General features: G+C 72.2%; 20 protein-coding genes and 2 tRNA genes. 3 read left to right on the plus strand and 19 right to left on the minus strand.

Translation table 11 applies throughout. From position 1 onward, the window contains the following. From ACF068_RS25820 to ACF068_RS25880, 13 genes are all read right to left on the minus strand, one after another. A partial coding sequence (locus ACF068_RS25820; protein WP_392276690.1) for a CTP synthase occupies positions 1–1,313 on the minus strand: 1,313 nt, incomplete at its 3' end. A gap of 55 nt (positions 1,314–1,368) precedes the next feature. After that, a complete protein-coding gene (locus tag ACF068_RS25825; protein ID WP_392276691.1) occupies positions 1,369–2,721 on the minus strand; it encodes a cation:proton antiporter in 1,353 nt (450 codons plus the stop codon). After that, entirely contained in the window at positions 2,708–3,235 is a 528-nt protein-coding gene (locus ACF068_RS25830; protein WP_392276692.1) for a deoxycytidine triphosphate deaminase, read from the minus strand. The genes ACF068_RS25825 and ACF068_RS25830 overlap by 14 nt, the downstream gene beginning before the upstream one ends. Next, positions 3,232–3,792, minus strand: a complete 561-nt coding sequence (locus ACF068_RS25835) for a hypothetical protein (RefSeq protein WP_392276693.1) — start codon at positions 3,790–3,792, stop codon at positions 3,232–3,234. The genes ACF068_RS25830 and ACF068_RS25835 overlap by 4 nt, the downstream gene beginning before the upstream one ends. After that, positions 3,789–4,892, minus strand: coding sequence for a hypothetical protein (locus tag ACF068_RS25840; protein WP_392276694.1), 1,104 nt, complete (start codon positions 4,890–4,892; stop codon positions 3,789–3,791). The genes ACF068_RS25835 and ACF068_RS25840 overlap by 4 nt, the downstream gene beginning before the upstream one ends. A gap of 17 nt (positions 4,893–4,909) precedes the next feature. Next, complete coding sequence (locus tag ACF068_RS25845) at positions 4,910–5,344, minus strand: type II toxin-antitoxin system RatA family toxin (protein ID WP_392276695.1); 435 nt, start codon at positions 5,342–5,344, stop codon at positions 4,910–4,912. Positions 5,345–5,383: 39 nt separating this feature from the next. Beyond that, positions 5,384–6,067 carry a DUF6031 family protein gene (locus ACF068_RS25850; RefSeq protein WP_392276696.1) on the minus strand — a complete coding sequence of 228 codons (684 nt, stop codon included), beginning with the start codon at positions 6,065–6,067 and terminating at the stop codon, positions 5,384–5,386. After that, a complete protein-coding gene (locus ACF068_RS25855; protein ID WP_392276697.1) occupies positions 6,067–7,182 on the minus strand; it encodes a DUF6001 family protein in 1,116 nt (371 codons plus the stop codon). The genes ACF068_RS25850 and ACF068_RS25855 overlap by 1 nt, the downstream gene beginning before the upstream one ends. Before the next feature lie 4 nt (positions 7,183–7,186). Continuing rightward, positions 7,187–8,890, minus strand: coding sequence for an alkaline phosphatase family protein (locus ACF068_RS25860; protein ID WP_392276698.1), 1,704 nt, complete (start codon positions 8,888–8,890; stop codon positions 7,187–7,189). After that, positions 8,887–9,669 carry an HAD-IIA family hydrolase gene (locus tag ACF068_RS25865; RefSeq protein ID WP_392276699.1) on the minus strand — a complete coding sequence of 261 codons (783 nt, stop codon included), beginning with the start codon at positions 9,667–9,669 and terminating at the stop codon, positions 8,887–8,889. The genes ACF068_RS25860 and ACF068_RS25865 overlap by 4 nt, the downstream gene beginning before the upstream one ends. Further along, positions 9,669–10,913 (minus strand): hypothetical protein, encoded by a 1,245-nt coding sequence (locus ACF068_RS25870; RefSeq protein ID WP_392276700.1) that lies wholly within the window; start codon positions 10,911–10,913, stop codon positions 9,669–9,671. Before ACF068_RS25870 ends, ACF068_RS25865 begins: the two co-directional genes overlap by 1 nt. 2 nt (positions 10,914–10,915) lie before the next feature. Continuing rightward, complete coding sequence (locus ACF068_RS25875) at positions 10,916–13,414, minus strand: PEP/pyruvate-binding domain-containing protein (RefSeq protein WP_392276701.1); 2,499 nt, start codon at positions 13,412–13,414, stop codon at positions 10,916–10,918. A gap of 263 nt (positions 13,415–13,677) precedes the next feature. Next, the gene (locus ACF068_RS25880; protein ID WP_392276702.1) at positions 13,678–13,833 is read right to left on the minus strand and encodes a hypothetical protein; all 156 of its coding nucleotides are present in this window, start codon (positions 13,831–13,833) and stop codon (positions 13,678–13,680) included. A gap of 231 nt (positions 13,834–14,064) precedes the next feature. On the opposite strand from ACF068_RS25880, the gene ACF068_RS25885 reads away from it, so the two are divergent. Continuing rightward, on the plus strand, positions 14,065–15,012 hold the full coding sequence (locus ACF068_RS25885) for a LuxR family transcriptional regulator (protein WP_392276703.1): 948 nt from the start codon (positions 14,065–14,067) through the stop codon (positions 15,010–15,012). Positions 15,013–15,095: 83 nt separating this feature from the next. Here the strand turns inward: ACF068_RS25885 and ACF068_RS25890 are convergent. Next, a tRNA-Ala gene (locus ACF068_RS25890) sits at positions 15,096–15,168 on the minus strand. A gap of 151 nt (positions 15,169–15,319) precedes the next feature. Here ACF068_RS25890 and ACF068_RS25895 point away from each other — a divergent pair. Then, positions 15,320–15,868, plus strand: a complete 549-nt coding sequence (locus tag ACF068_RS25895; RefSeq protein ID WP_392276704.1) for a helix-turn-helix domain-containing protein — start codon at positions 15,320–15,322, stop codon at positions 15,866–15,868. 37 nt (positions 15,869–15,905) lie between these two features. Continuing rightward, complete coding sequence (locus ACF068_RS25900; RefSeq protein WP_392276705.1) at positions 15,906–17,285, plus strand: serine/threonine-protein kinase; 1,380 nt, start codon at positions 15,906–15,908, stop codon at positions 17,283–17,285. A 106-nt stretch (positions 17,286–17,391) separates the two neighbouring features. On the opposite strand, the gene ACF068_RS25905 is transcribed toward ACF068_RS25900, so the two are convergent. From ACF068_RS25905 to gyrA, 5 genes are all read right to left on the minus strand, one after another. After that, on the minus strand, positions 17,392–18,723 hold the full coding sequence (locus ACF068_RS25905; RefSeq protein WP_392276706.1) for a hypothetical protein: 1,332 nt from the start codon (positions 18,721–18,723) through the stop codon (positions 17,392–17,394). A 478-nt stretch (positions 18,724–19,201) separates the two neighbouring features. After that, positions 19,202–19,336 carry a DLW-39 family protein gene (locus ACF068_RS25910; RefSeq protein ID WP_003958712.1) on the minus strand — a complete coding sequence of 45 codons (135 nt, stop codon included), beginning with the start codon at positions 19,334–19,336 and terminating at the stop codon, positions 19,202–19,204. Between the two features lie 157 nt (positions 19,337–19,493). Then, positions 19,494–19,567 (minus strand) — tRNA-Ile (locus ACF068_RS25915). 70 nt (positions 19,568–19,637) lie between these two features. Then, positions 19,638–20,276 carry a DUF3566 domain-containing protein gene (locus ACF068_RS25920; protein WP_392276707.1) on the minus strand — a complete coding sequence of 213 codons (639 nt, stop codon included), beginning with the start codon at positions 20,274–20,276 and terminating at the stop codon, positions 19,638–19,640. A gap of 3 nt (positions 20,277–20,279) precedes the next feature. Further along, positions 20,280–22,973, minus strand: a complete 2,694-nt coding sequence (gyrA, locus tag ACF068_RS25925; protein ID WP_392276708.1) for a DNA gyrase subunit A — start codon at positions 22,971–22,973, stop codon at positions 20,280–20,282. Positions 22,974–22,992 lie beyond the last annotated feature (19 nt).

Genomic DNA, 22,992 nt, shown 5'->3' on the forward strand with positions numbered 1-22,992 from the left:
TAGGCGAGCTGCTCCTCCATCGTGGAGATGACCGGGTGGGAGGTGGCCGGGTCGAACTCGGTGGAGTTGGCGTCCGCGATACCCGCCAGGTTCCGGGCGGCCTCGATGACGACGCACTGGAGGCCCAGGCAGATGCCGAGCAGCGGCACCTTGTGCTCGCGGGCGTACCGGATCGCGCCGACCTTGCCGCTCACACCGCGGTCGCCGAAGCCGCCGGGGATGAGGATGGCGTCGGCGTCGCCGAGCTGCTTCTCGGCGCCGGCGGGGGTCGCGCAGTCGTCGGAGGTGACCCATTTGACCTTGACCCGGGCCTTGTTGGCGAAGCCGCCGGCCCGCATGGCCTCGGTGACCGAGAGGTAGGCGTCGGGCAGGTCGATGTACTTGCCGACCAGCGCGACCGTCACCTCGTGGTCGGGATTGTGGACACGGTCCAGCAGGTCCTCCCAGACGGTCCAGTCCACGTCGCGGAACGGCAGGTCCAGCTTGCGCACCACATACGCGTCCAGACCCTCGGTGTGCAGCACCTTCGGAATGTCGTAGATCGACTTCGCGTCGATGGCGGCGACCACGGCGGCCTCGTCCACGTCGCACATCAGCGAGATCTTCCGCTTGATCGCGGTCGGCACGTCGCGGTCGGCGCGCAGCACGATCGCGTCGGGCTGGATGCCGATGTTGCGCAGGGCGGCGACCGAGTGCTGGGTCGGCTTGGTCTTCAGCTCGCCGGACGGGCCGATGTAGGGCAGCAGGGAGATGTGGACGACGAAGACGTTGTCGCGGCCGACCTCGTGGCGGACCTGGCGGACGGTCTCCAGGAACGGCAGCGACTCGATGTCGCCCACCGTGCCACCCACCTCGGTGATCACGACGTCGACGTCGTCGGTGGCCATGCGGCGGATGCGGGACTTGATCTCGTTGGTGATGTGCGGGATGACCTGCACGGTGTCACCGAGGTACTCGCCGCGCCGTTCCTTGGCGATGACCTGCGAGTAGACCTGGCCGGTGGTGACGTTGGCCGAGCCGTCCAGGTCGACGTCGAGGAACCGCTCGTAGTGACCGATGTCCAGATCGGTCTCGGCGCCGTCGTTCGTGACGAACACCTCACCGTGCTGGAACGGGTTCATCGTGCCCGGGTCGACGTTCAGGTACGGGTCGAGCTTCTGCATCGTGACCCGAAGACCCCGCGCCTTCAGGAGCGCACCCAGGCTGGAGGCCGTCAGGCCCTTCCCGAGGGAGGACGCGACACCCCCGGTGACGAAGATGTGCTTGGTCGTCGTGACGGTGCCGGTACGAGAAGCGGCGGGCGGCGTGGCCAAGTGGGGGCTCCCGTGGTCGCGAGGTGGAAGGGGTGGGTGGCGTCAGGCGGATCGTTCAGCCCGTGGCGGCGTCCAGGGGCTCCTTGGTGGGCCGGTCGGGCTGCGGCGGTACGGGATGGGGACCGTCCTGGACGGCGAAGGCACCCCGGCGTACGGCCCGTTCGAGCCACCAGCCGGCGATCTGCGAGGTGACGATGGCGGTGAGGATCAGCGTGGTGAAGAGCGAGGCGTTGACGATCCCGGCGTCGAACGAGACCGTCGCCAGCACGATGCCGGGCCCGCCCCGCGCGTTGAGCGCGACGGCGAGGTCGAGGGCCTCGGCCTTGGGCCGCTTCGTCAGCCGGGCCCCGGCGTACACGCTGGCCGCCTTCGCCACGCAGGCCACCAGGACGAACGACACGGTGAACACCGGGTCGAAGGAGTGGACGAGGTCGAGCTTGAGGCCGACGATCGCGAAGTAGACCGGGATGAAGAAGCCGGACGCGAAGCCCCGCATGTGGACCAGGGACTCGCTGGTCGCCGTCATCCCGGTCATCCCGGACAGCAGCCCCACCACGAACGCGCCGAACATGGGCGCGACCCCCAGGAACACGCAGGCCGCGGTCACCGCCAGCATCACGGCCATCCGTACGGCCACCCGGCCCGGGGGCCGGTCCGCCGTGCCGGCCCGGGTGCCCGGCCGGCGGCGCAGCACCGCGGCGGCGGCCACCATCAGGCCGAAGAACGCCACCGAGGCCACCGAGTGGTACGCGGCGGAGGCGTCGGACGAGGTGATCCCCAGCGTGTGGGCCAGCCCGAAGCCGCCCTCCTTGCCGCCGGCGACCATGCCCAGCGCCACCGAGATCAGCACGTTGAGGACGATGTCCTCCAGCACCGCCACGGACAGCACCACCCGGGCGAACCGGGTCCGCACGATCCCCAGGTCGAGCATGATCCTGGAGATCACCGGGATGCTGGTCACCGCGATCGCACAGGCGATGATCAGCGTGAGCGCCGTGACGTCGCCCGCCGGGCCCATGACGTCCGCGGTGTCGATGACCCTGACCACCAGCAGGCCGAGCGCGAACGGCACGGCCATGCCGGCCAGGGCGATCACCACGACGGTCCGGCCGTCCCGGCGGGAGAAGACCGTCCGCATCTCCACGCCCGCCGTGAACATCAGCAGCAGCATGCCCAACTGGTAGACCAGCGTCAGCCCGGAGGCCGCCGGGCCGGTGCCCGGGAACAGCCACTCCTGCGCCTCCGGCGCCAGCCGCCCGAGCACCGTCGGCCCGAGCAGCAGGCCGCCGAGGATCTCGCCGATCACCGGTGGCTGCCGCATCCTGGCGAAGAGCCGGCCGGTCCCGTGGGCGGCGGCCAGCAGCAGGGCGAGGGCCGCCAGCAGCCGGAAGAGGTCAGTCTGAGACACGGGCGTCCAGACTGAAGCGGGAAGCCACGGCCGAGGACGAGCCCGTGTACTTGCCGTCGTAGCCGACCGCCTCGCCCTGCATCGACCAGAAGGCCAGCTTGCCGATCATCATCCCGGGATAGACCCGCACCGAGTGGGCGACCTTCATCTCCAGGGTCCACGGGAAGACCGCTCCGCTGTGCCCCAGCGGGGCGGAGAACTGGATCCAGATGCCGAGGGTCGAGGCGGACCGGCAGGCGTAGAGGGTGGCCGCGTAGTGGGGGCTGCCCATCGCCTCCATGGTGCCGCCGAGGTAGAAGCGGCCCGGTTCGAGGACCATGCCCTCGGGGCCCATCTTCACGTGCGCCGCCTGCGGCGGCTCGAAGCAGTCGATGACGTCCTGCTCGTACCAGAGGATGTCGTCGGCGAGGCGGAAGCCGTAGCTGTTCGGCTCCAGGCGCTCGGCGTCGAAGTCGTCGATGTGGATCCGTCCGGCGCGTACCTCGGACAGGATCTCGGGTCCGCTCAGAATCACAGCCAGCTCCCCAGCAGCTCGTGGACGGCGGTCCGGTACTCGTCCAGGCCCGCCCCGTTGTCGATCACGGCGTCCGGGGTGATCAGGTCGATCTCCCGGGTGGAACGGTCGGCGCGGGACGGGTCGCCCCGGCCTTCCAGCCGCCGCTGCCGCAGCTCCTCGTCGCAGGTGATGCGCAGGACGCGGAAGCCGTGGCCGCGCAGGGCGGGGGCGTCCACGTGCGGGTCGCGCAGGTCGTCGTTGACGACGAGGTCGGCGTCGGTGTCGGCCAGGCGGGCGACGAAGTCCGCGGCCAGCGAGTCGGGGCGGATCCGTCTCATCGCGTCGGCGAGCGCCTCCATCAGGATCTGGTCCTGGGCGCCGTCGTGGAGCGTGCCGCCGGCGGTGCGGTACACCTCCGCCTGGAGGTCGTACAGCGGCTTGGCGAGCTTGATCCGGGCGTGGCTCAGGCCCTTGTCGCGGGCGAACTCCTCGATCAGGGAGGCGCAGGTGGACTTGCCCGCCCCGGCCAGTCCCACGACGGATATGCGCAGTGTGCGGCGTGCTTCGGTGGTCATCGTCCGTTCTCCTGCTCGGCGGTACGGGAAGGGCCGGCGGAGCCGGCGGGGGTGCGGCCGAGGACGGCGTCCGGGTCGACGTCGAGGGTGCCCCGCAGCCGCACCATGTCGACCGTGCCGAGGACCCGGCGCAGTTCGGCGAGGGAGCGGTAGAAGGCCGCGTAGTCGGGGACCAGGTAGGACTGCCAGGTGAAGAAGGTGGTGTCGACCTGACGGTCCACGATCTTGTTGAGGTGGGCCCAGCGCTCGTTGTCGTCCGTCAGGTGCCGTACGGTCAGCGGCTCCCCGGGCTTGACCTCGGGCAGCAGCAGTGCCGCCAGCCGCTTGGGCTCGGCCGTGAACTCGGCGCCCAGCCAGGACTCGAACACGTCGGGGTCCATCAGGATCTTGTGGCCGGGCTCGTGGTCGTCGATGCGGGGGTCGACGCCGTCGCGGACGAGCTGCTCCAGCCGGCTGTCGGCCCGGATGGTGCCGACGCCGACGTACGGGTAGTCGCGCCAGGGGTGGACGAGGATCTCGCCGTCCTCGACGGTGCAGAAAAGCTTGTCGCCGGTGAAGTACTGCCAGCCGGGCCGGCGCAGCGCGGACAGCAGCGTGGTGGTCTTCCCCGCGCCCTTGGGCCCGGCGATGATCACCGCCTCGCCGTCCCGGTGCAGGCCGGAGGCGTGCAGCACCACGGTGCCGAGGTTCTCCTCGTGCCGGATGACCAGGTCGCGGACGAAGTCGAGGACCTGGACCGTGGACCCCTCGGTGATCCGTACCAGGAAGGTGTTGTCCTTCGCGGTGTCGGCCGGGGCGTCGAGCAGCGTGGCCCGGTTGACGTACTGCTTGCGGGAGCCGGATTCGACGATGTGCGCGTCGAAGTTGAACTCGGCCGCGTTGCTGCGCCGGATGACCGACTGGGGCAGCTCCCACACCTCGGGGGCGACGTCCGCGTCCGGGTCGTAGGAGCGCACGTCGATGCGGAAGGTCGGCTCGTGGGCGGCGTCCGGCCCGATCAGGTGCCGGAAGAACCGCCGGACGGGCTCGAAGACCCCCTCCGCGTCCTCGGCCACGTCGAACCGCACCGTGGTGTGCAGGAAGTTCAGGTAGAGACGCATGTTCAGGTCACTCTCCGTTACGCGGCGACGGTCGTGAGGGCCCGCAGCAGCTCGTCCGCGTGGGCTTGGAACGACTGGGACCAGATGGGTTCGAGCAGGGGGGCGAGGCCGTCGACACCCAGCTCGAAGTCGATGGCGAGCGACACCCGGGTGCCGGTGCCGGCCTCGGTCACGGACCACTGGCCGGACAGCCGTTCCAGGTCGCCGTCGAGCTGCTCGAAGCGCAGCCGGAGGCCGGGGCCGGCGGCCTCCCGCTGGGTCCAGGTCACCTCGCTGCCGTTGAGCAGCAGGGTCCACTCGTTGATGCGGAAGGTCTTGTCCTGCTCCGACCGGGGGCGTACGGACACGACGTGCCGGGCGCGCGAGGCGACCAGGGGGCTGTCCTTCACGACCGCCCACACCTCGTCCGGGGTACGTCCCTCGACCAGTGCGTCCGCCTGGATCTTGGGCATATGCACCTCACTCTCTGTATCGGTTGCGGGCGACGGTTCTCAGGCGGCCTTCATGAACGGGGCGAGGAACCCGATGTCCAGCCCGGCGGCACGGGCCAGCCGCGCCCACACCCGCAGGGTCCGCAGCATGTCCCGCTGTCCTTCGGCGACCAGCCGGTCCGGCAGCTCGCCGGGGAAGGCGTCGAGGAGCCGCTCCCAGAGGACGTGGATCTCCCCGACGGCGCAGGCGTCGCCGCCGAACTCCTCGTGCAGGCCGAAGACGGCGGCCAGTTCGGGGCCGGTCGCGTCGACCACCTCGCGCATCCCGTACTCCAGCGCGAGCGCCAGGCAGTGGGCGTCGTCCACCGCGGCCCGGCCGGCCAGCCGCTGGTCGATGTCCAGGAGCTGCTCCAGGAAGCGGAGCTTCGCGGCCTGCTGCATCTGCGGCTGCTCGGTGCCGCCCTCCAGGTCCTCGACGTACGCCCGGCCCTCCGCCAGCATCAGCCAGGCGGCCTGCACCCAGGCCTCCACGGCGTGCGGGCCGGTCATGATGTGGCCGGCGCGCACCGAGGGGAAGGCGGTGAGGTCCGCCGCGCCGCGGGTGGTGCGCGGCACTCGGCCGCGGTCCTCGGTCATGTCCCGGTCGCCCCTGTCCGTGTCGGTGGTCGTGGAAGTGGTGGTGCGGGTGGTCCGGTCGGCCCGCGGGCCGGTGCCGGGGCCGGTCCGTGTGTCGTCGTACGTCATCACCGGCCGTCCTCCCCGGTCACGTAGCCGATCCGCAGGGTCGCCGCGCCCGCGCGCAGCGCCCGCAGCAGGGAGGCGGCCGCCGGGGCGTCGAGCGCGGCGGGAGCGTCCAGGCCGACCGCGCCGGTGGTGAACGGCAGGTCCGCCCCGGTGCCGACGCCGGGCAGGACGACACCGCTGCCCGCGCCCGCGCCGAGCAGCACGGAGGCACCCGGCAGGAACGGCTGGGGCTCGCCCGCGAGTTCGACGGCGACCGTGACGGTCGCGGCCGTGCCGGTGGCGCGTACCGCGTCCGCCACCAGCTCCGCGTACGTCCCGGCCAGCGGCTCGTGCGCGGCGGCCGGGTCCAGGTGGGCGCTGACGCCCTTGCGGAGCACCTCCAGGCCGGAGGCCACCGACTGGAGCCGGGCGTCGTGCCAGCCGCCCTCGGCCATGAGGCGGGTCCAGCGCAGCACGTACCACTTGCGGGTGGTGTACACGTCGCCGTGGTGCGACAGCAGGGCGTCCATCAGGTGGAGCAGCACGTTGTACGCGTAGCCGACCCGGCCCCGGGTCTCGCCGGCCGCCTCGGCCAGCGCGGTGTGCACGACCTGCTCGACGGCGGTGTGCAGGGCGGCCCGGCTCCAGACCGTGCTCAGGGCGGGCAGCCACGCCAGATAGGGCGCGGTGCCGTCCATCGCGATGCCGTTGACGATGCGTTCGGTCTGCTTGCGGCGCGGCTCGCGCTGCTTGTCCCAGGCCCGGAATCCGGCCACGGTCCGCTCGGCCGGCAGGCCGGCGAGCCGGGTCAGCTCGTCGAGGTTCGAGGCCAGTTCCGCCTCGCTGAAGGAGACGACCTCCAGGTGGTGCCCCTCGTCGAAGATCTTGGTGGAGATCCGGGGGCCGTCGATGGCGTCGCGCTGGATGCGGATGAAGTCCAGGTCACTGGTCGGGTTGGCCAGCCCGTGCACGGGGGAGCTGGTGAGCAGCAATCGGCCCTCGCCGACGCGTTCGCGCATCAGCGCGGACAGCCGGCCGGGGTCGAGGCCGCGCCCCGCCAGGAAGTCCGTCACATGGGCGTGGCGGCGGGCGGTCAGCTCGTCGGGGGTCAGGATGTGGGGAAAGCCGGACGGCATACCATCATCTTTCGTCGGTCGGTTCGTGGAGGCCGGTGCCCCGGGCGCCGGCGGCGTCCGGGCCCATGCCGAGCTGGCCCAGCACCAGCGCGGCCGGCCAGGTGTTGTCGACGACGCCCGCCGCGGCCCCGGCCGGGATGCCCGGCCCGACCGCCGCGTGGATCGCGTGGAGCCTGCTGTCGCCGGTGTTGACCACGTGGGCGCCGGTCTTGGGGACCCGCCGCACCACCGGGCCCTCGCCCAGGAGCTGGGCGGTGGGCTGGTAGTCGTCCGCCAGTGCCACGTAGGCCACCGCCGGGTCGGCGTCGGGGTCCGTGAGCGGCGCGCCGTCGCGGTCGAGGAAGCCGGTGAGCACGGGGCGGCCGGTGTCCGGATCGGTGATCGCGGACAGCGCCTCGCGGGCCTGTGCCATGGCCTTGCGGGCGTACGCCGGGTCCTTGGCCACGCGCTCGGCGGCCCACAGGGAGCCGTTGTTCGCCGGGTGGTAGAAGACCTGCGACCCGTCCGGGTCCAGCTCTCCGCCGGGGGTGCACACGGCGAGCCCGGCGAGCACCAACTGGTCGTTGAGGTGCACCAGGTGGCTGCTGCCGACCATGCCGTGGTCCGCCCCGAGCACCACCGTGTCCTCGGCGCCGGCCCGGTCCAGCACCCGGCCCAGGATCGCGTCCGACCAGCCGTAGCAGCGCCGGATGTAGGACCACACCCGGTCGGCGATGTCCGGCCGGTGGGCCGCGCTGGACTCGTCGCACCAGCCCAGCAGTTCGTGGCCCACGTCGTCGGTCATCGGCAGGTAGACGACGACCAGGTCGGCGTCGTGCGTGTCGAGCACCGCGTCGGCCGCCGCCCCGAAGGACCGGGCCACGCACCGTACCGAGGAGAGGAAGACCTCCTCGGCCGAGCCGTCCCCGCCCTCGGCGAGCCGGGGGCCGAACACCGCCTCGCGGTACAGCGGCCCGACGCCCTCACCGGCGAACGGGGGGCACTGCGCCAGCCGGCGCAGCGTCTCCCGGTTGCGCCCCGCGGTGCGGGCCCGCCACACACCGGTGTGGACCAGCATCAGCCGCTCCTCGGCCCGGACGCAGCGCACCCAGGTGCCGTGCTCCGGGTCCAGGGCGAGGGGCCGCCAGTCGTCGCCGGGCGTGAGCGTGAGCCGCTCGCCGGCCGCGGCCGGCACCCCGACGCGCACCGCGCGCGGGCCCGCCGGGCCGGCCTCGACGCGGGCCTCGACGTGGTGGCCGCCGATCTCCCAGTCCTGTAACCCCGGGCAGGGCTCCAGGGCGCGGACCGCGTGCCGGGTCAGCCGGTTGCTGTAGGCCTCCACGGCGCCGTCCACGTGCGGCCCGACCCGGTCCTCGGCGTCGAACACCCAGGGGGCGTGCACCAGGGCGCTGGTCAGGTCGTTCTCGGAGAGCGTCTCCCACACCGGCGGCACCGCCGGGAACCCGGGCGAGAAGCCGCTGACATGGCTGGCGACGCCCTGTCCGGCACCCGGCACGGTGTAGCCCGTGACCTGGTGCTCGGCCGGCCAGGTGCCGGTGAACAGGGTCGCCAGTGACGGCGGGGTCTGGCAGTTGGGGCGGGCGGGGCGCGCCGCCGCGAAGGCGCCGCGCTCCCGCATGCGGGTGACGGCGGGGAGCGCGCCCTCGCGTTCGAGCCGGTCCACGACCCAGTGCGCCCCGGCGTCCCAGACCACCCAGTACACCGTCATGCGCCGACCCACTCCCCGACGAGCCGGGGCAGGTCCGCCACCGAGTCCAGCTCGTGGTCGGCCCGGCCCGTCAGGCCCTCGGCCCGCTGGTCCGCGTACTTGCCGGTGCGCACCTGGACGGTGCGCAGCCCGGCGGCCAGGCCGCCCGCGACATCGGTCGTGGCGTCGTCGCCGACCACCACGCACGCGGTGACCGGCACCCCCAGGGAGAGGGCCGCGAGGGCGAAGAAGTCGGTGGCCGGCTTCCCCAGGACGCGGGCCTCGACGCCGGAGGCGTACGAGACGGCCGCCACCACGGCCCCGGTGTCCAGGTGGTCCCCGTCGGCCCGCTTGAAGTAGCGGCCCGTCTGGAGGGCCAGCAGCCGCGCCCCGTCCCGTACGGCCCGGAAGGCCCCGTCGAGGGCCGCGTAGTCCAGCGTGTCGCGGCAGTCCCCGATCAGCACGTGGCTGTACGGGGGCTCGTCGGCGAGCGTGGGCAGCGCCCCGCGCAGTTCGCGGGAGACCAGCGGATAGGTGCGGGCACCGGCGGCGGTGAGGAGCTGGGCGGCCGCGACCACCGGGGTGAACAGCTCGTCGGCCGCCACGTCCAGTCCGTAGCCCGCCAGTTCGGCGCGGATGGTCTCCGCCGGCTTGGAGTCGGTGTTGGTCAGGAAGCGCAGCCCGACCCCCAGCCGCCGCAGGGCGGCCACCGCCTCCACGGCACCGTCGATCACGGCGCCCCTGGCGTACAGCGTGCCCTCCAGGTCGAGCAGGACCGCCCGCACCCCGGTGCCCGGCATCAGCCCACCGCCCGTGCCAGCTCGGGCCGCGCCGCGACGGCGTCCTTGAGGAAGGTCCGCTTGGAGTAGAAGCCGCGCTGGTCGTTGAGGCCCCGCTCGCGCAGGAACCCCTCCAGCCAGGCGACGATCACCTCCATCTCGGCGAGCACCTCGGACTCGTCGGGCTCGACGGCGACACGGCTGCGCAGGTACTCCAGTTCGCACTGGTTGAGGGTCACGTCGCGGGCCTCGACCAGACTGCAGTGGTCGAAGAAGACGCCGTAGACGTGGCCGGTGCGCGCCGACTCGAAGTTGATGTCGTAGCGGACCCGCCGGAAGGACGGCAGCCGGACGGCCTGGACCCGGAGTTCCTCCGTGAGGTACCGCTCGAAGCCGCCGTCGTCGGCCAGGTCGAGCCCGTACGTGTGGCTCTCCCGGCGCTCGAAGGCGTCCTCGGCGTACCACTTGCGCTTGAGCAGGTGCTTGCCGTCGGTGGTGGGGATGAAGGAGGCGTAGCCGCGCTCGGCCTCGGTGGGGCCGGTGACCTCGAACAGGTGGTTGAGGTAGTCCCAGGCCTGGTACTCGTCCCGGTACTCCATGACGTAGCCGGGCAGGTCCCCGGCGAGGAGGCTGCGGTAGAGCTCGACGGTCAGCGTCCAGGTGTCGACCGGCGGGGCGAGCGTGTACTTGTACTCCAGCTCGTTGCCCTGGAAGCACTTGCGGTAGTAGCGCTGGTGGTTGTTGAGGAACAGGAACTGCTCGGCGTGCAGCCGTACGGCCTCGGGCAGCCACGCCAGGTCCTCGACGCCCGCCGTGTCCACGGCCTCGGACGTGATCCGGATGAAGCAGGCGTCCTCGGCCAGGAAGCGGATCTGGCTGTGCACATGGGCACGGTCGCCGTCCGCGGTGATGTAGAACAGCGGGACGAGCGGCCCGGCGGGCCCGCCGGTGACGGCGGTCACCGCCTCGGTCAGCGCCGTACCCGGCAGCATGCCGGGGAAGAGCTCCTCGCCGCGCGCCTTGGCCGTGTGCCGGGCGGTGCCGTCGACGGTACGGGCGGCCAGCTCCAGCGGGCCGAGCCGGTCCCAGTGGAGCACGACCGTGTTGCCGGGGAAGTCCCGCTCCACGGGGGCGTCGAGCTCCACGAGGACCACCGCGTCGCCGGCGGCGAGCGGGGCGGTGCCGTTGAGCAGGTGCAGGCCGCCGAGGGCCAGCCAGGCCCGCCGGCCCGGCGCCGGGGTGAGGGGTGCGTGGGTGTCGCTCACGGTCATTCTCCCTTGCGGCCGGTCGTGGCGACCGTGCCATCGCTGATCACTGCTTCGGCTCCGCTGATCCCGGCGGCGGTCACCGCGGGGACACCGGCCTCGCGCAGCAGGATCGCCAGGTGCCCGAGGGCCGAGCCCTTGTCGAAGACGAATCCCGCGACGTGCTCGATGAGGACGGAGAGCACCGCGTAGGGCCGGGATGCGCTGATCACGGGCTTTTCGTCGAAGGACCTGACCAGGTCGAGGATCCGGGCAAGTCCCTCGTGCTCGCTGACGTCCTGGGACTTGTCGATGCTCACGGCCGGGCCGATGGACAGCCTGCGCAGCAGCGCGTCGTCGTCCAAGCGCAGCAGCGGTCCGCGGGCGGTGCCGGGCGAGATGCAGACCTCGCCGTGGGAGACGGTGACGGCGTCACCGCCGCCGAGGACCGAGTAGTCGACGAAGTACAGCGTGCCCCGGTCGAAGACCCACTCCAGGGTGACCGGGCCGTGCTCGGCGTGCATGGCCGCCGTGAAGCGGGCGAGCTCGTCGAGGTGCGGCAGCAGGGCCGTACCGGTGTCCGGGCAGGTGACGTTGGACGGGTCGTCGTAGCCCGCGGCCAGGTCCTTGACGAGGATCGCCTCGCCGCCCGCGGTGCCGCGGTTGAGGGCCATCAGCCCTTCGTCGGTGTACTCGACGACGAGGCCGTCGTCGCCCGCCCGGCGGGAGATCACGCCGAGGTCGCCGCGGATGAAGTCGCGTACGACCACCGTGTGGAGGGCGGAGCCCTCGGGGGTGACGCCGGTGGTGACGGCGAGCTGGTGCGGCACCTCCTCCTTGGGCACCACGATCTGGCGGAGGGTGTCACCGAAGTCGAGCACGCACTCGTCGGTGCCGCCGGAGAGGGTGTCGCGCAAGGAGGCGCTGCCCTCGGCGCCGTGCAGACCGCGCCCGTTGAAGCGGATGACCCAGCCCGCGCCGGTGGAGACCCCGTGCGCGTGGGCCAGCCGGTGGGCGGGGCCGCGCTTGGCGGTGTAGCCGCTGTACACGGCGGCCACCGCGCCCAGGCCGAAGCCGGCGGGCAGGGTGTCGACGTACAGCCGGTGCGCCTCGGTGACCGGTTCGGTGGAGCTCTGCCGGACGTCGCGGGCCGCGGTGAGCGGGCGGACCTGGACGAGGTGCACGCCGTCGGCGTCGGCCGCCCACTCGACGTCCACGTCGTGGCCGCGGCTCTCCCGCAGTCGCCGCACCATGCCGACGACCTCGGTCAGGACGCCGTGGGCCGGGTCGTCCGGCGCCGCCGGTCCCCCGGCCAGCGCGGCCGAATCGGTGCGCTCGGGGTCGGCTACACCGGCGACGAGCTCGTCGGCGAGGCCCTCGACGTACTCGATGGTCACCCGGTCGTCGTCGGCGCCGTCCAGGCCGGTGAACGCGACGCCGGCGAGGGTGGGGCGGACGAGCCGCTGCACGATCACGGCGAGCCGCGGCACCGGGGAGAAGTCACCGGCCCGGATGCGGGCGGCGACGGCGGGCGCCTCGTAGTGCGAGCGCCAGCACCGCTCGACGGCGTCGACGACGGCGTCGGCGCCGCGGACCCCGAGGACGGTCTGGTGGATGCCGGCGAGGCTGGACTCACCGGTGTCCTCGTCGAGGCCCGACGACCGGACGGCGAGCTCGGCGTCGTCGCCGAACATCTCGTTCAGCCGCGCGGTCAGGAGCTTGCGGGCCTGCTCGGGGACGCGGATCTCGGCGCCGATCTTCTCGATCTTCGGCACGGAGTCCGTGAAGAAGGCCCCGACGGTCGCCTTGAGGTCGGCGAAGGCGTCGGCGAGCGCGGCGTTCTGCTCGTCGGTGAGCGCGTCGGTGAACTCACCGGCGGGCACGCAGAACGCGGGCGGTACGCGGAAGTCGTGGCTGGACGCGGCAAGTTGGGCGAACTTGGGGCCCACCTCGGCCGGGTCGAACGTCGCCCCGACCCCGGGGAAGCGCTGCCGTGCGAACTGCTTGTCGAAGTCGACGTGGATGTCGCTGGAGCGGGGACCGACGGAGCCCTGGTACTTGCCGTCGTAGAGGACGATCTCGCCCTGCGGCCGCCACCACATCATCTGGCCGATGTTGATGCCGGGGTACACCCGGACGCGGTTCATGCTGTAGAGCTGGAGCGTCCACTGGCCGGTGTAGCCGATGTCCCCCAGGCTGGCGGACAGGTTGATGAAGAGGCCGAGCCGGGCGACCGAGGAGCGCGCGGCGAAGGTGGGCGCGTAGTGCTCACTGCCCAGCACCTCGATGGTGTGGGCGAGGTAGAGCCGGCCGGGCTCCAGGACGTAGCCGTCGTCCGGGATCTCGATCTCTTCGAACTCGTTGGTGCGCCGGGCGTCCAGCGGGAGGTCCTGGTAGACCCGGAGGGTCTTGCCGAGGCGGAAGTTGTAGCTGTTGGGGTTGACCTGCTCCGGCGTGAAGGGCTCGATCGTGATACGACCGTTCGTCCGTTCCCGCTCGATTTCGGTCCCGGTAAGGATCATGGGGTCGACCTATTCGCTCGTTCTCGCATAAGGGTTTGGGGAACGCCTCGGCAGCCCGGCGCGGGCGGACGGCCCGGGAACCGGTGCCCGCCCCGGGGACGGCGACGGGGGCGGGTCGGGAGCGCGAGTGGCGAGGCGGGTGGAGACACCCGGCCGGTGGGGGGCACGGCGGGGCGGGGACACCCGGCCGGTGGGGGGCACGGCGGGGCGGAGAAGAGACGGAGGGTGCGTGGGGGCCCGGGATGTGGGGGGAGGGCGCCGGGTCAGCCCCAGCCGGTGTCGCCGTTGACGACGCCGGTCCGGCCGGAGCCGGCCTCGGCGTGCGAGGTGGCGTGCGAGGTGGCGTGCACGCCGCCCAGCGCGCCGGCTGCCACGGCGAGGGCCCATCCGAGGAGAACGGTCTTGCGCAACGTCTTCATGAGCTCGCCTTCACGTGCGTGTTGATCCCTGTTAACCGACCCACCACGGAAGCTCCCTTGCATCGATGGGGGCGAGATGAATCACCATGCCAGGATCCACAGGTGCATGAGGGTGCAAACTGGATCATCATGCTGCATGACAGCATGATGACGCCCCCGCATATGGGGAGATACAGGGGCAAGGTGACACGGATGGACACGACGGGCAGAAGCCGAGCGACACTGCGGCGGGTGTATGAATATGCACTCGACCACGCGGACGGGCCCGCTCCGACGGCGAGTTCCATCAGCGCGGCGACCGGCCTTTCCCCCGCGTACGTCACCACCGCGGTGCTCGGGCTGCTCGACATGGGACTGCTGCGCGGCGACCCCGCCGGCGAGCTGCGCGCGGTCTCCCCGGACGAGGCGGTGGCCGGCGTCGTCAGTCCCCTCGAACGCGACATACGGGCCCGCCGCGCGGTCGCGGAGGAGACCCGCGCGGCCATCATGTCGTTCCTGCCCGTCTTCGAGACGAACCGGCTCTCCCGGGAGAGGGAGAGCGGGCTGGAGGTCCTGGAGGACCTCGCCCAAGTCCGCGCGGCCATCGCCGACCTGACCGCGCGGACCCACAGCGAGATACTGACGGGCCAGCCGGGCGGCGGCCGGGACGAGGACATCCTCCAGGAGGCGGCCCCCCGCGACCAGGCGGCCCTGGCCCGGGGCGTGAAGATGCGCGTGCTCTACCAGCACACCGCCAGGTTCAGCCCGGGCACCGCCGCCTACGTCGACCGGATGTCCGGACTGGGCGCGCAGGTGCGAACACTGGACGACCACTTCAGCCGTCTGCTGGTCTTCGACGGGGAGACGGCCGTCATCTCCCTGCCCGGCAACCCGCTGGGCGCGGTCGTGGTCCGCGACCCCCACATGGTCGCCTTCATCACGGAGACCTACGAGCGGCTGTGGCTGGCGGCCGAGCCCTACGGCGTGGCCTTCGGCGCCCGGGGCGAGGTCACGGACAACGTCCGCCAGGCGATCGTCCGCCTCCTCATGGAGGGCATGACGGACGCCTCCATAGCCCTGCGCCTGGGCATGTCCGTGCGCACCTGCCGCCGGCACGTGGCGGACATCATGGTGGACCTGGGCGCCCAGAGCCGGTTCCAGGCCGGATATCTGCTGGCCGTACGGGCCCGGCGGGACTGACGCCACCGGGGCCCGCCCCGGGGCGGGCACGACAAGAGCCCCCGTCCCGTGTTCCCACGGGACGGGGGCTCGATCGTGCGATGTGGAGCCTAGGGGAGTCGAACCCCTGACATCTGCCATGCAAAGACAGCGCTCTACCAACTGAGCTAAGGCCCCGGGACGGCCGACGTGCGACGCGTGCCGCAGACCAGAGTACCGGGTGCCGGGGGGTGCCCCGCAAAAGGTTTGGGACTCCCGGTCGCCGACCACTCTCCGTAAGATGCTGGACGAGGTTCGCAGCAGCGAACCGAAGCGATGGGGAGACGCAATGGATGCAGCACAGCAGGAAGCGACCGCGAGAGCGAGAGAGCTCCAGCGCAGTTGGTACGGGGAGCCGTTGGGGGCGCTCTTCCGCAGGCTCATCGACGACCTGGGCCTCAACCAGGCCCGGCTCGCCGCGGTGCTCGGGCTGTCTGCTCCGATGCTGTCCCAGCTCATGAGCGGCCAGCGCGCCAAGATCGGCAACCCGGCCGTGGTGCAGCGCGTCCAGGCCCTCCAGGAGCTGGCGGGGCAGGTCGCCGACGGCAGCGTCAGCGCGGTGGAGGCCACCGACCGGATGGACGAGATCAAGAAGTCCCAGGGCGGCTCGGTCCTCACCGGCACCAGCCAGACGGCCAACAGCTCCGGGGCGCCGACGGTCCGCCGCGTGGTCCGCGAGATCCAGTCGCTGCTGCGCTCGGTGGCGGCGGCCGGCGACATCATCGACGCCGCCGACTCCCTCGCCGCCACCCATCCCGAACTGGCGGAGTTCCTCCGGGTGTACGGCGCCGGGCGCACCGCCGACGCGGTCGCCCACTACGAGTCGCACCAGGGCTGAGCCCAGGGGCCGGACGGACGGGGAGCGGCGCGGCACGATGGGTGAGGTCTTCGCCGGGCGGTACGAACTGGTCGATCCGATCGGGCGCGGGGGTGTCGGCGCCGTGTGGCGGGCCTGGGACCACCGGCGGCGCCGGTACGTGGCGGCCAAGGTCCTCCAGCAGAGCGACGCGCACACGCTGCTGCGCTTCGTGCGCGAGCAGGCGCTGCGGATCGACCACCCGCACGTCCTCGCGCCGGCGAGCTGGGCGGCCGACGACGACAAGGTGCTGTTCACCATGGACCTGGTGGCCGGCGGGTCGCTGGCGCACGTCATCGGCGACTACGGCCCCCTGCCGCCCCGGTTCGTCTGCACCCTGCTCGACCAGTTGCTGGCCGGACTGGCCGCGGTGCACGCCGAGGGGGTCGTGCACCGCGACATCAAACCGGCCAACATCCTGCTGGAGGCGACCGGAACCGGACGGCCGCACCTGCGGCTGTCCGACTTCGGCATCTCCCTCCGCAAAGGTGAGCCGCGGCTGACCGAGACCAACTACGTGGTGGGGACGCCCGGTTACTTCGCGCCCGAACAGATCATGGGCGCGGAACCCGACTTCCCCGCCGACCTGTTCGCGGTCGGCCTGGTCGCCCTGTACCTGCTCCAGGGCAGCAAGCCGGACGCGCGGGCGCTGGTCGAGTACTTCACCGAGCACGGCACGCCCCACGCCCCGCAGGGCGTTCCGGAGCCGCTGTGGCAAGTGCTGGCGGGCCTGCTCCAGCCCGATCCGCAGGCCCGGTTCCGTACGGCCACGGGCGCCCGCAAGGCACTCACGTCGGCGGCCGAGACGCTGCCCGACCCGGCGGCGGACGAGGAGCCGGTCGAGGTCTTCGACCAGATCGGCCCGCTCCCGGCCGGCTTCGGCCCCGACGGCCCGGTGCGCCCTCCGCGCCCGCACGCCGGGGTACCGGTCCCGTCGGAGACGGGCAGCTTCCACCTGGCCCCGCCGGCGCGGCAGCCCGCGTCCCCGCCCGAAGCGGCGGCACGGCCGGAACCGGCGGCCCCCGCGCCCGCGCACCCGTCCACCGGGCAGCCGCGCCCACCGGCCGCAGCCGCTCCCCCGGCGGCGGCCCACCCGGCCGGCCCCGCCGCTCCCGCCCCGGCGGCGGCCCACGCCCACCCCGGCTCCCACGTCCACGCCCACCCCGGCTCCCACCCCCACCCCTTCGCCGCGCACGAGGTCCCGCACCCCCCGACCGCCGGGGTGGCCCCCGCCTCCGGCGCCACCCGCCCGTACACCGCGCCCGTCCCCCAGCACCCCGCCGGATCCCTCCCACCCGCACGCCGGCGGCCGGGACCGCCCGCGCAGGTGGCGGTTCCGGTGCTGATCGTGGCGCTGGTCTGCTTCGCCATCGGGATCTGGGCCCTCATCCAGACCTGAGCGCCGCCATCTGTCGGCCACCGTCCGCAGGCCGGGCACCGCGCCGCCCGAGCGATGGCGGGCCCGGCGGACCGGCCACCGTCACCGGTCCGCGCCGACGCCCCGCTCACCATCCCGCGGGCGGTCCGTACCCCGGCGGCCCGGCGCCAGGCCCGTACCCCGGCGGCCCCGCCCCCGCCCCGGCCCGCGGCGTGCGGCGCCGGGCGAGCACCGTCCACGCCCCCAGGCCGAGCACCAGCACGGTGCCGGTGCCGATCCCGGCCGCGGCGACCAGCCGCATCGTGCCGCCCCGTTCCGCGGCCGCCTCCGCCGCCGCGGCGTTCCGGCCGTGCGCGGCCGCGTCCCGGTCCGCCTCCGTGACGTCGAAGATGCCGGGCGGGCCGTCGTAGGCCGGCCCCGCCTGGGGCGTGCCCTCCACGCCGATCCGCAGCGTCAGCCCGTACGGCTTCCGGCCGAACTTCTCGCCGACCTCGGGGCTCAGGCTGACCCGCAGGTAGTACCAGCCGGCGAACCGGGTGTTCACGTACTCGGCGGAGGAGTCGAACCGGTTCTCGTACCGCACCGGCGGCAGCGGCCCCAGGTCGGCCGACTTCTGCTTGCCGTCGTAACCGACCGCCTCGGAGCCGGCCACCACGCCCCGCGCGGGGTTGTACAGGGTCAGCGCGAGGGCACCGGCCACGAAGCCGCGGCCCGAGGAGCTGCCGAGGTCGGCGCCGGCGAAGATCTGCTGCCCCCAGTCCACCGGCACCCGGTAGAACAGCGACCGGCCCGGCTCGATCCGGTCGGTCCACTCGCCCTCGGTGAGACCGGTCGCGTCGGAGAAGCCGGCGCCGCCGGTCCGTTCCCCGGAGCCGCCGGCGGGTACGGGGGGCGTGGTACCGGCCCGGTCGCCGGAGGCCGCGGTCGGGCCCTCGGCCCTGAGCCCGGGCTCCCGCTCGTGGCGGATCTCCAGGTCCCAGGCCCCGGCGGAGGAAGGCGCCTTCGTGGTGCGCTCGACGACGGCGAAGTACGCGCCGGTCTGCCGGCAGGCGGACCGGTTCCGGTTCAGCGTCCGGTGGGCGTACGCCGCGAGCGGCCGGGGGAAGGCGGCCGAGCCGAACCGCGTCTCGTTGGAGCTGCAATCGAGGCCGTTGCGGTCCTGGAGGGAGACCTTCAGGCTGTCGAACAGCCCGACCTCACTGCCGGGAGGGGGTACGGCGACGGCGGAGACGTACGCGTTCGACCCGGCGTCCAGGTCGAGGCGGTAGATCCGCTTCCCACCGCCCTCGACCGCGTCCTTGTACGTCACGCCCGCCTTCAGCACAGGCGCGTCACTGCTGGTCTCCGCTCCCCGGACGGGCTCGATGCCCTCGGCGAAGGCGTACCCGCCGGGATCGGCCGCCCATGCCGGGCCCGGGCCTCCGGGCAGCGCCACCGTCAGGCCCAGGGCGGCGGCCATCGGTACCACCGCTCTCACGACCGCCCCAAGCCCCGCGGACCTCACCAGCCCCCGCAGCCCCCGTAGCCCCCGTAGCCCCGGAAACCCCGCCGGCCCCGCCGGCCCCGTTCCGTCACGCCGAGCGCCCCTCCGCCGCATACGCGCTTCCCCTCGCCGTCTCCCGGCCACCGTCTCCCGGCCACCGTCTCCCGGCCACCCGGACGCGCCCGGACGCCGCCCCGCCGCCCGGTGACCGCACTGCCGGTCCATCCTGCCCCGGCCGTCCCACCGGTGTCTGCGGGCCCGGCCGGATGCCGCACGTCCCGGACCGGTATTCGCGGGGGCGAAGCAAAAGGACTCTCCGTCACCACCCGATGACGGCGCTCACGGCCCCTGACCCTCCGGAAACAGCAACCGGAAAACAGCGACCGGAAAACAGCAATGGGCCCCGATCGCTCTCAGCGACCAGGGCCCATGTGCGGAACCGCGTGCTTGCGTCTCACACACCCGAACCTGCGGGCACGGAGTCGGTCGCCTCCGTCCACAGATCCTGCTCGGCGCGATCCGCCTGGATCTGGCGGTACACGAGGAGCCCGCCGATGGCGGCCAGTGCGACCAGGAGGAGCTTCTTCACCGCGCGACCTCGTCTTTCCTTGGCGTAGGGGACCTTCTGGCGCCCGACTATACACACGACCGATACCGATCGGTGACCTACGTCCCGCCCAACTGGGTCCTGGCACAAAGCGGTCGGCCCGGGCGGAGAGATTCTCCGTCCGGGCCGACCGTCACTGTGGGGCTAACAGGATTTGAACCTGTGGCCTCATCCTTATCAGGGATGCGCTCTAACCAACTGAGCTATAGCCCCTCCGCGTCGGGCTCGCCGCCCGCGCTGACCTCTGAAGATTAGCGCACGGAGCGGCGAGTACCCAAATCCGCTATTCGTCCTCGGCGAGGGTGAGCTCCACCCCGCCCACGAAGCCGGCCGACAGGTTGTAGATGAAGGCGCCCAGCGTGGCCAGCGCAGTCGCCAGGACGACGTCGATGACGGCGATCACCGAGGTGAACACCAGCACCCTCGGCAGCGACAGGAACGACTGGAGGTCGAAGCCGTTGCTCTCGTTGGAGCCCGTGGCCTCGCTGATCGTGCCGCCGACCGTCGAGAAGACGCCCATGGCGTCCATGACCATCCACAGCACCGCCGCCGCCACCACCGTGCAAATGCCCAGCGCGATGGAGAGCAGGAAGCTCACCTTCATCACCGACCACGGGTCGGCCTTGGCCACCCGCAGCCGTGCCTTGCGCGTACGCGGCGTCGTCTTCGCGCCCGTACGCGGCCGGCGCACGGTGCCGCCCGTACCGCCGGAGCCGCCGGTGGCACCCTTGCCGCCGCCCTGCGTGGCGTACGCCTGCGGCGGGTGGTACGGCTGCGCCGTCTGCTGCCCGGAAGAGGGCCGCTCTGCGGGCAGCGGGCCGTCGTCGTACGTGGTCACCGTAACCCCCTGGGAGTCCGTGGCAGGGCCACGGGCACCGCTCGTTCCGGAAGCGGCCGATCCGGCGCCCGTGGCCTTACTCACGCTCTACTCCTCGTGCTCCCCGGCCGAGGGCTCCGTGCCCCCGGCTGCGTCGGCCGCGGCTCCGCTCTCTGCGGCAGCCGTGGTGTCTACGACCTCTCCGGTCACGTCGGTCCCGTCGATGTCGTCAGGGCCCTCGATCCCGTCGGCCCCTTCGACCTCTTCGGCCTCGCGACCGGCCTCGGCGTTGCGGGCGATGCCGACGACGGCATCGCGCTTGCCCAGGTTGATCAGTTGGACGCCCATGGTGTCACGGCCCGTCTCCCTGACTTCGTTGACTCGCGTACGAATCACACCACCGGACAGCGTGATGGCGAGGATCTCGTCCGTCTCCTCGACCACCAGCGCGCCGACGAGCGAACCGCGGTCCTCCACGATCTTGGCAGCCTTGATGCCGAGGCCGCCACGTCCCTGGACGCGGTACTCGTCGACGGCGGTGCGCTTGGCGTACCCACCGTCCGTCGCGGTGAAGACGAACGTACCGGGCCGGACGACATTCATCGAGAGCAGCTCGTCGCCCTCGCGGAAACTCATACCCTTCACACCGGAGGTGGCACGGCCCATCGGGCGCAGCGCCTCGTCCGTCGCGGTGAACCGGATCGACTGGGCCTTCCGGCTGATGAGCAGCAGGTCGTCCTCGGCCGACACCAGCTCCGCGCCGATCAGCTCGTCGTCGCGGCCGTCCTCCGTCTCCCGGAGGTTGATCGCGATGACGCCGCCGGAGCGGGGCGAGTCGTAGTCCTTCAGCGAGGTCTTCTTCACCAGGCCGGCCTTGGTGGCGAGCACCAGGTAGGGCGCCGCCTCGTAGTCGCGGATCGCCAGGATCTCGGCGATCTGCTCGTCCGGCTGGAAGGCCAGCAGGTTGGCGACGTGCTGGCCGCGCGCGTCCCGGCCGGCGTCCGGCAGCTCGTACGCCTTGGCCCGGTAGACCCGGCCCTTGTTGGTGAAGAACAGCAGCCAGTGGTGCGTGGTGGAGACGAAGAAGTGGTCGACGATGTCGTCTTCCTTGAGCTTCGTCCCGCGCACGCCCTTGCCGCCGCGCTTCTGCGAGCGGTAGTCGTCCGTCTTCGTGCGCTTCACATAGCCGCCACGCGTGATGGTGACGACGATGTCCTCCTCGGCGATCAGGTCCTCCATGGACATGTCGCCGTCGAAGGGGATCAGCTTGGAGCGGCGGTCGTCGCCGAACTTCTCGACGAGCGCGGCGAGCTCCTCGCTGACGATCTGGCGCTGGCGGGACTCCGAGGCCAGGATCGCGTTGTACTCGTTGATCTTCGCCTGGAGCTCGTCGTGCTCGGCGACGATCTTCTGGCGCTCCAGGGCGGCCAGCCGGCGGAGCTGCATCTCCAGGATGGCGTTGGCCTGGATCTCGTCGATCTCCAGCAGGCCCATCAGGCCCTCGCGCGCGACCTCGACGGTGTCGCTGCGCCGGATCAGCGCGATGACCTCGTCGATCGCGTCCAGCGCCTTGAGCAGACCGCGCAGGATGTGCGCCCGCTCCTCCGCCTTGCGCAGCCGGAAGCGCGTACGGCGGACGATGACCTCGATCTGGTGCGTCACCCAGTGGCGGATGAACGCGTCCAGCGACAGCGTGCGCGGCACCCCGTCGACGAGCGCCAGCATGTTGGCGCCGAAGTTCGTCTGGAGGTCGGTGTGCTTGTAGAGGTTGTTGAGGACGACCTTGGCGACCGCGTCCCGCTTGAGGACGATCACCAGGCGCTGACCGGTGCGGGAGGAGGTCTCGTCGCGGACGTCCGCGATGCCGCCGATCTTGCCGTCCTTGACGAGGTCGGCGATCTTCTGGGCCAGGTTGTCCGGGTTGACCTGGTACGGAAGCTCCGTGACCACCAGGCACTGGCGGTTCTGGATCTCCTCGACCTCGACGACCGCGCGCATCGTGATGGAGCCACGGCCCGTGCGGTACGCCTCCTCGATGCCCTTGCGGCCGACGACCAGGGCGCCGGTCGGGAAGTCGGGGCCCTTGATGCGCTCGAGCAGCGCGTCCAGGAGCTCCTCGTGGGTGGCCTCCGGGTGCTCCAGCGCCCACTGGGCACCGGCGGCGACCTCGCGCAGGTTGTGCGGCGGGATGTTGGTCGCCATACCGACCGCGATACCGGCCGAGCCGTTGACCAGGAGGTTCGGGAAGCGCGCCGGCAGGACCGTCGGCTCCTGGTTGCGGCCGTCGTAGTTGTCCGTGAAGTCGACGGTCTCCTCGTCGATGTCCCGGAGCATCTCCATGGCCAGCGGCATCATCTTGCACTCGGTGTACCGCATGGCGGCGGCCGGGTCGTTGCCCGGGGAACCGAAGTTGCCGTTGGAGTCCACCAGCGGCATGCGCATCGACCAGTGCTGGGCCAGACGGACCAGGGCGTCGTAGATGGAGGAGTCGCCGTGCGGGTGGTACGTACCCATGACGTCGCCGACGACGCGGGCGCACTTGTAGAAGCCCTTCTCGGGCCGGTACCCGCCGTCGTACATCGCGTACAGCACACGGCGGTGGACGGGCTTGAGGCCGTCCCGGACGTCGGGCAGCGCGCGCGACACGATGACGGACATCGCGTAGTCGAGGTACGAGCGCTGCATCTCGGTCTCGAGCCCGACGGGCTCGACGCGGAGGCCCACGCCGGGGACCGGGGGCTCCGCCTCGGGCGTCACGACGACAGGGGTGTCGGGGGTGTCAGGGGTGTTCTCGTCGGCCATTGCTGGTCTTCAGTCCTTT

It is taken from the genome of Streptomyces sp. NPDC016309, from assembly GCF_043077235.1.
Taxonomy (GTDB): domain Bacteria; phylum Actinomycetota; class Actinomycetes; order Streptomycetales; family Streptomycetaceae; genus Streptomyces.

Excerpts from the sequence above, each read along its gene's own strand:
- ACF068_RS25835 (WP_392276693.1), bottom strand. The coding sequence starts at position 3,792 with ATGACCACCGAAGCACGCCGCACACTGCGCATATCCGTCGTGGGACTG.
- ACF068_RS25840 (WP_392276694.1), bottom strand. The coding sequence starts at position 4,892 with ATGCGTCTCTACCTGAACTTCCTGCACACCACGGTGCGGTTCGACGTG.
- ACF068_RS25845 (WP_392276695.1), bottom strand. The coding sequence starts at position 5,344 with ATGCCCAAGATCCAGGCGGACGCACTGGTCGAGGGACGTACCCCGGAC.
- ACF068_RS25850 (WP_392276696.1), bottom strand. The coding sequence starts at position 6,067 with ATGACGTACGACGACACACGGACCGGCCCCGGCACCGGCCCGCGGGCC.
- ACF068_RS25855 (WP_392276697.1), bottom strand. The coding sequence starts at position 7,182 with ATGCCGTCCGGCTTTCCCCACATCCTGACCCCCGACGAGCTGACCGCC.
- ACF068_RS25860 (WP_392276698.1), bottom strand. The coding sequence starts at position 8,890 with ATGACGGTGTACTGGGTGGTCTGGGACGCCGGGGCGCACTGGGTCGTG.
- ACF068_RS25865 (WP_392276699.1), bottom strand. The coding sequence starts at position 9,669 with ATGCCGGGCACCGGGGTGCGGGCGGTCCTGCTCGACCTGGAGGGCACG.
- ACF068_RS25875 (WP_392276701.1), bottom strand. The coding sequence starts at position 13,414 with ATGATCCTTACCGGGACCGAAATCGAGCGGGAACGGACGAACGGTCGT.
- ACF068_RS25880 (WP_392276702.1), bottom strand. The coding sequence starts at position 13,833 with ATGAAGACGTTGCGCAAGACCGTTCTCCTCGGATGGGCCCTCGCCGTG.
- ACF068_RS25895 (WP_392276704.1), top strand. The coding sequence starts at position 15,320 with ATGGATGCAGCACAGCAGGAAGCGACCGCGAGAGCGAGAGAGCTCCAG.
- ACF068_RS25900 (WP_392276705.1), top strand. The coding sequence starts at position 15,906 with ATGGGTGAGGTCTTCGCCGGGCGGTACGAACTGGTCGATCCGATCGGG.
- ACF068_RS25905 (WP_392276706.1), bottom strand. The coding sequence starts at position 18,723 with ATGGCCGCCGCCCTGGGCCTGACGGTGGCGCTGCCCGGAGGCCCGGGC.
- gyrA (WP_392276708.1), bottom strand. The coding sequence starts at position 22,973 with ATGGCCGACGAGAACACCCCTGACACCCCCGACACCCCTGTCGTCGTG.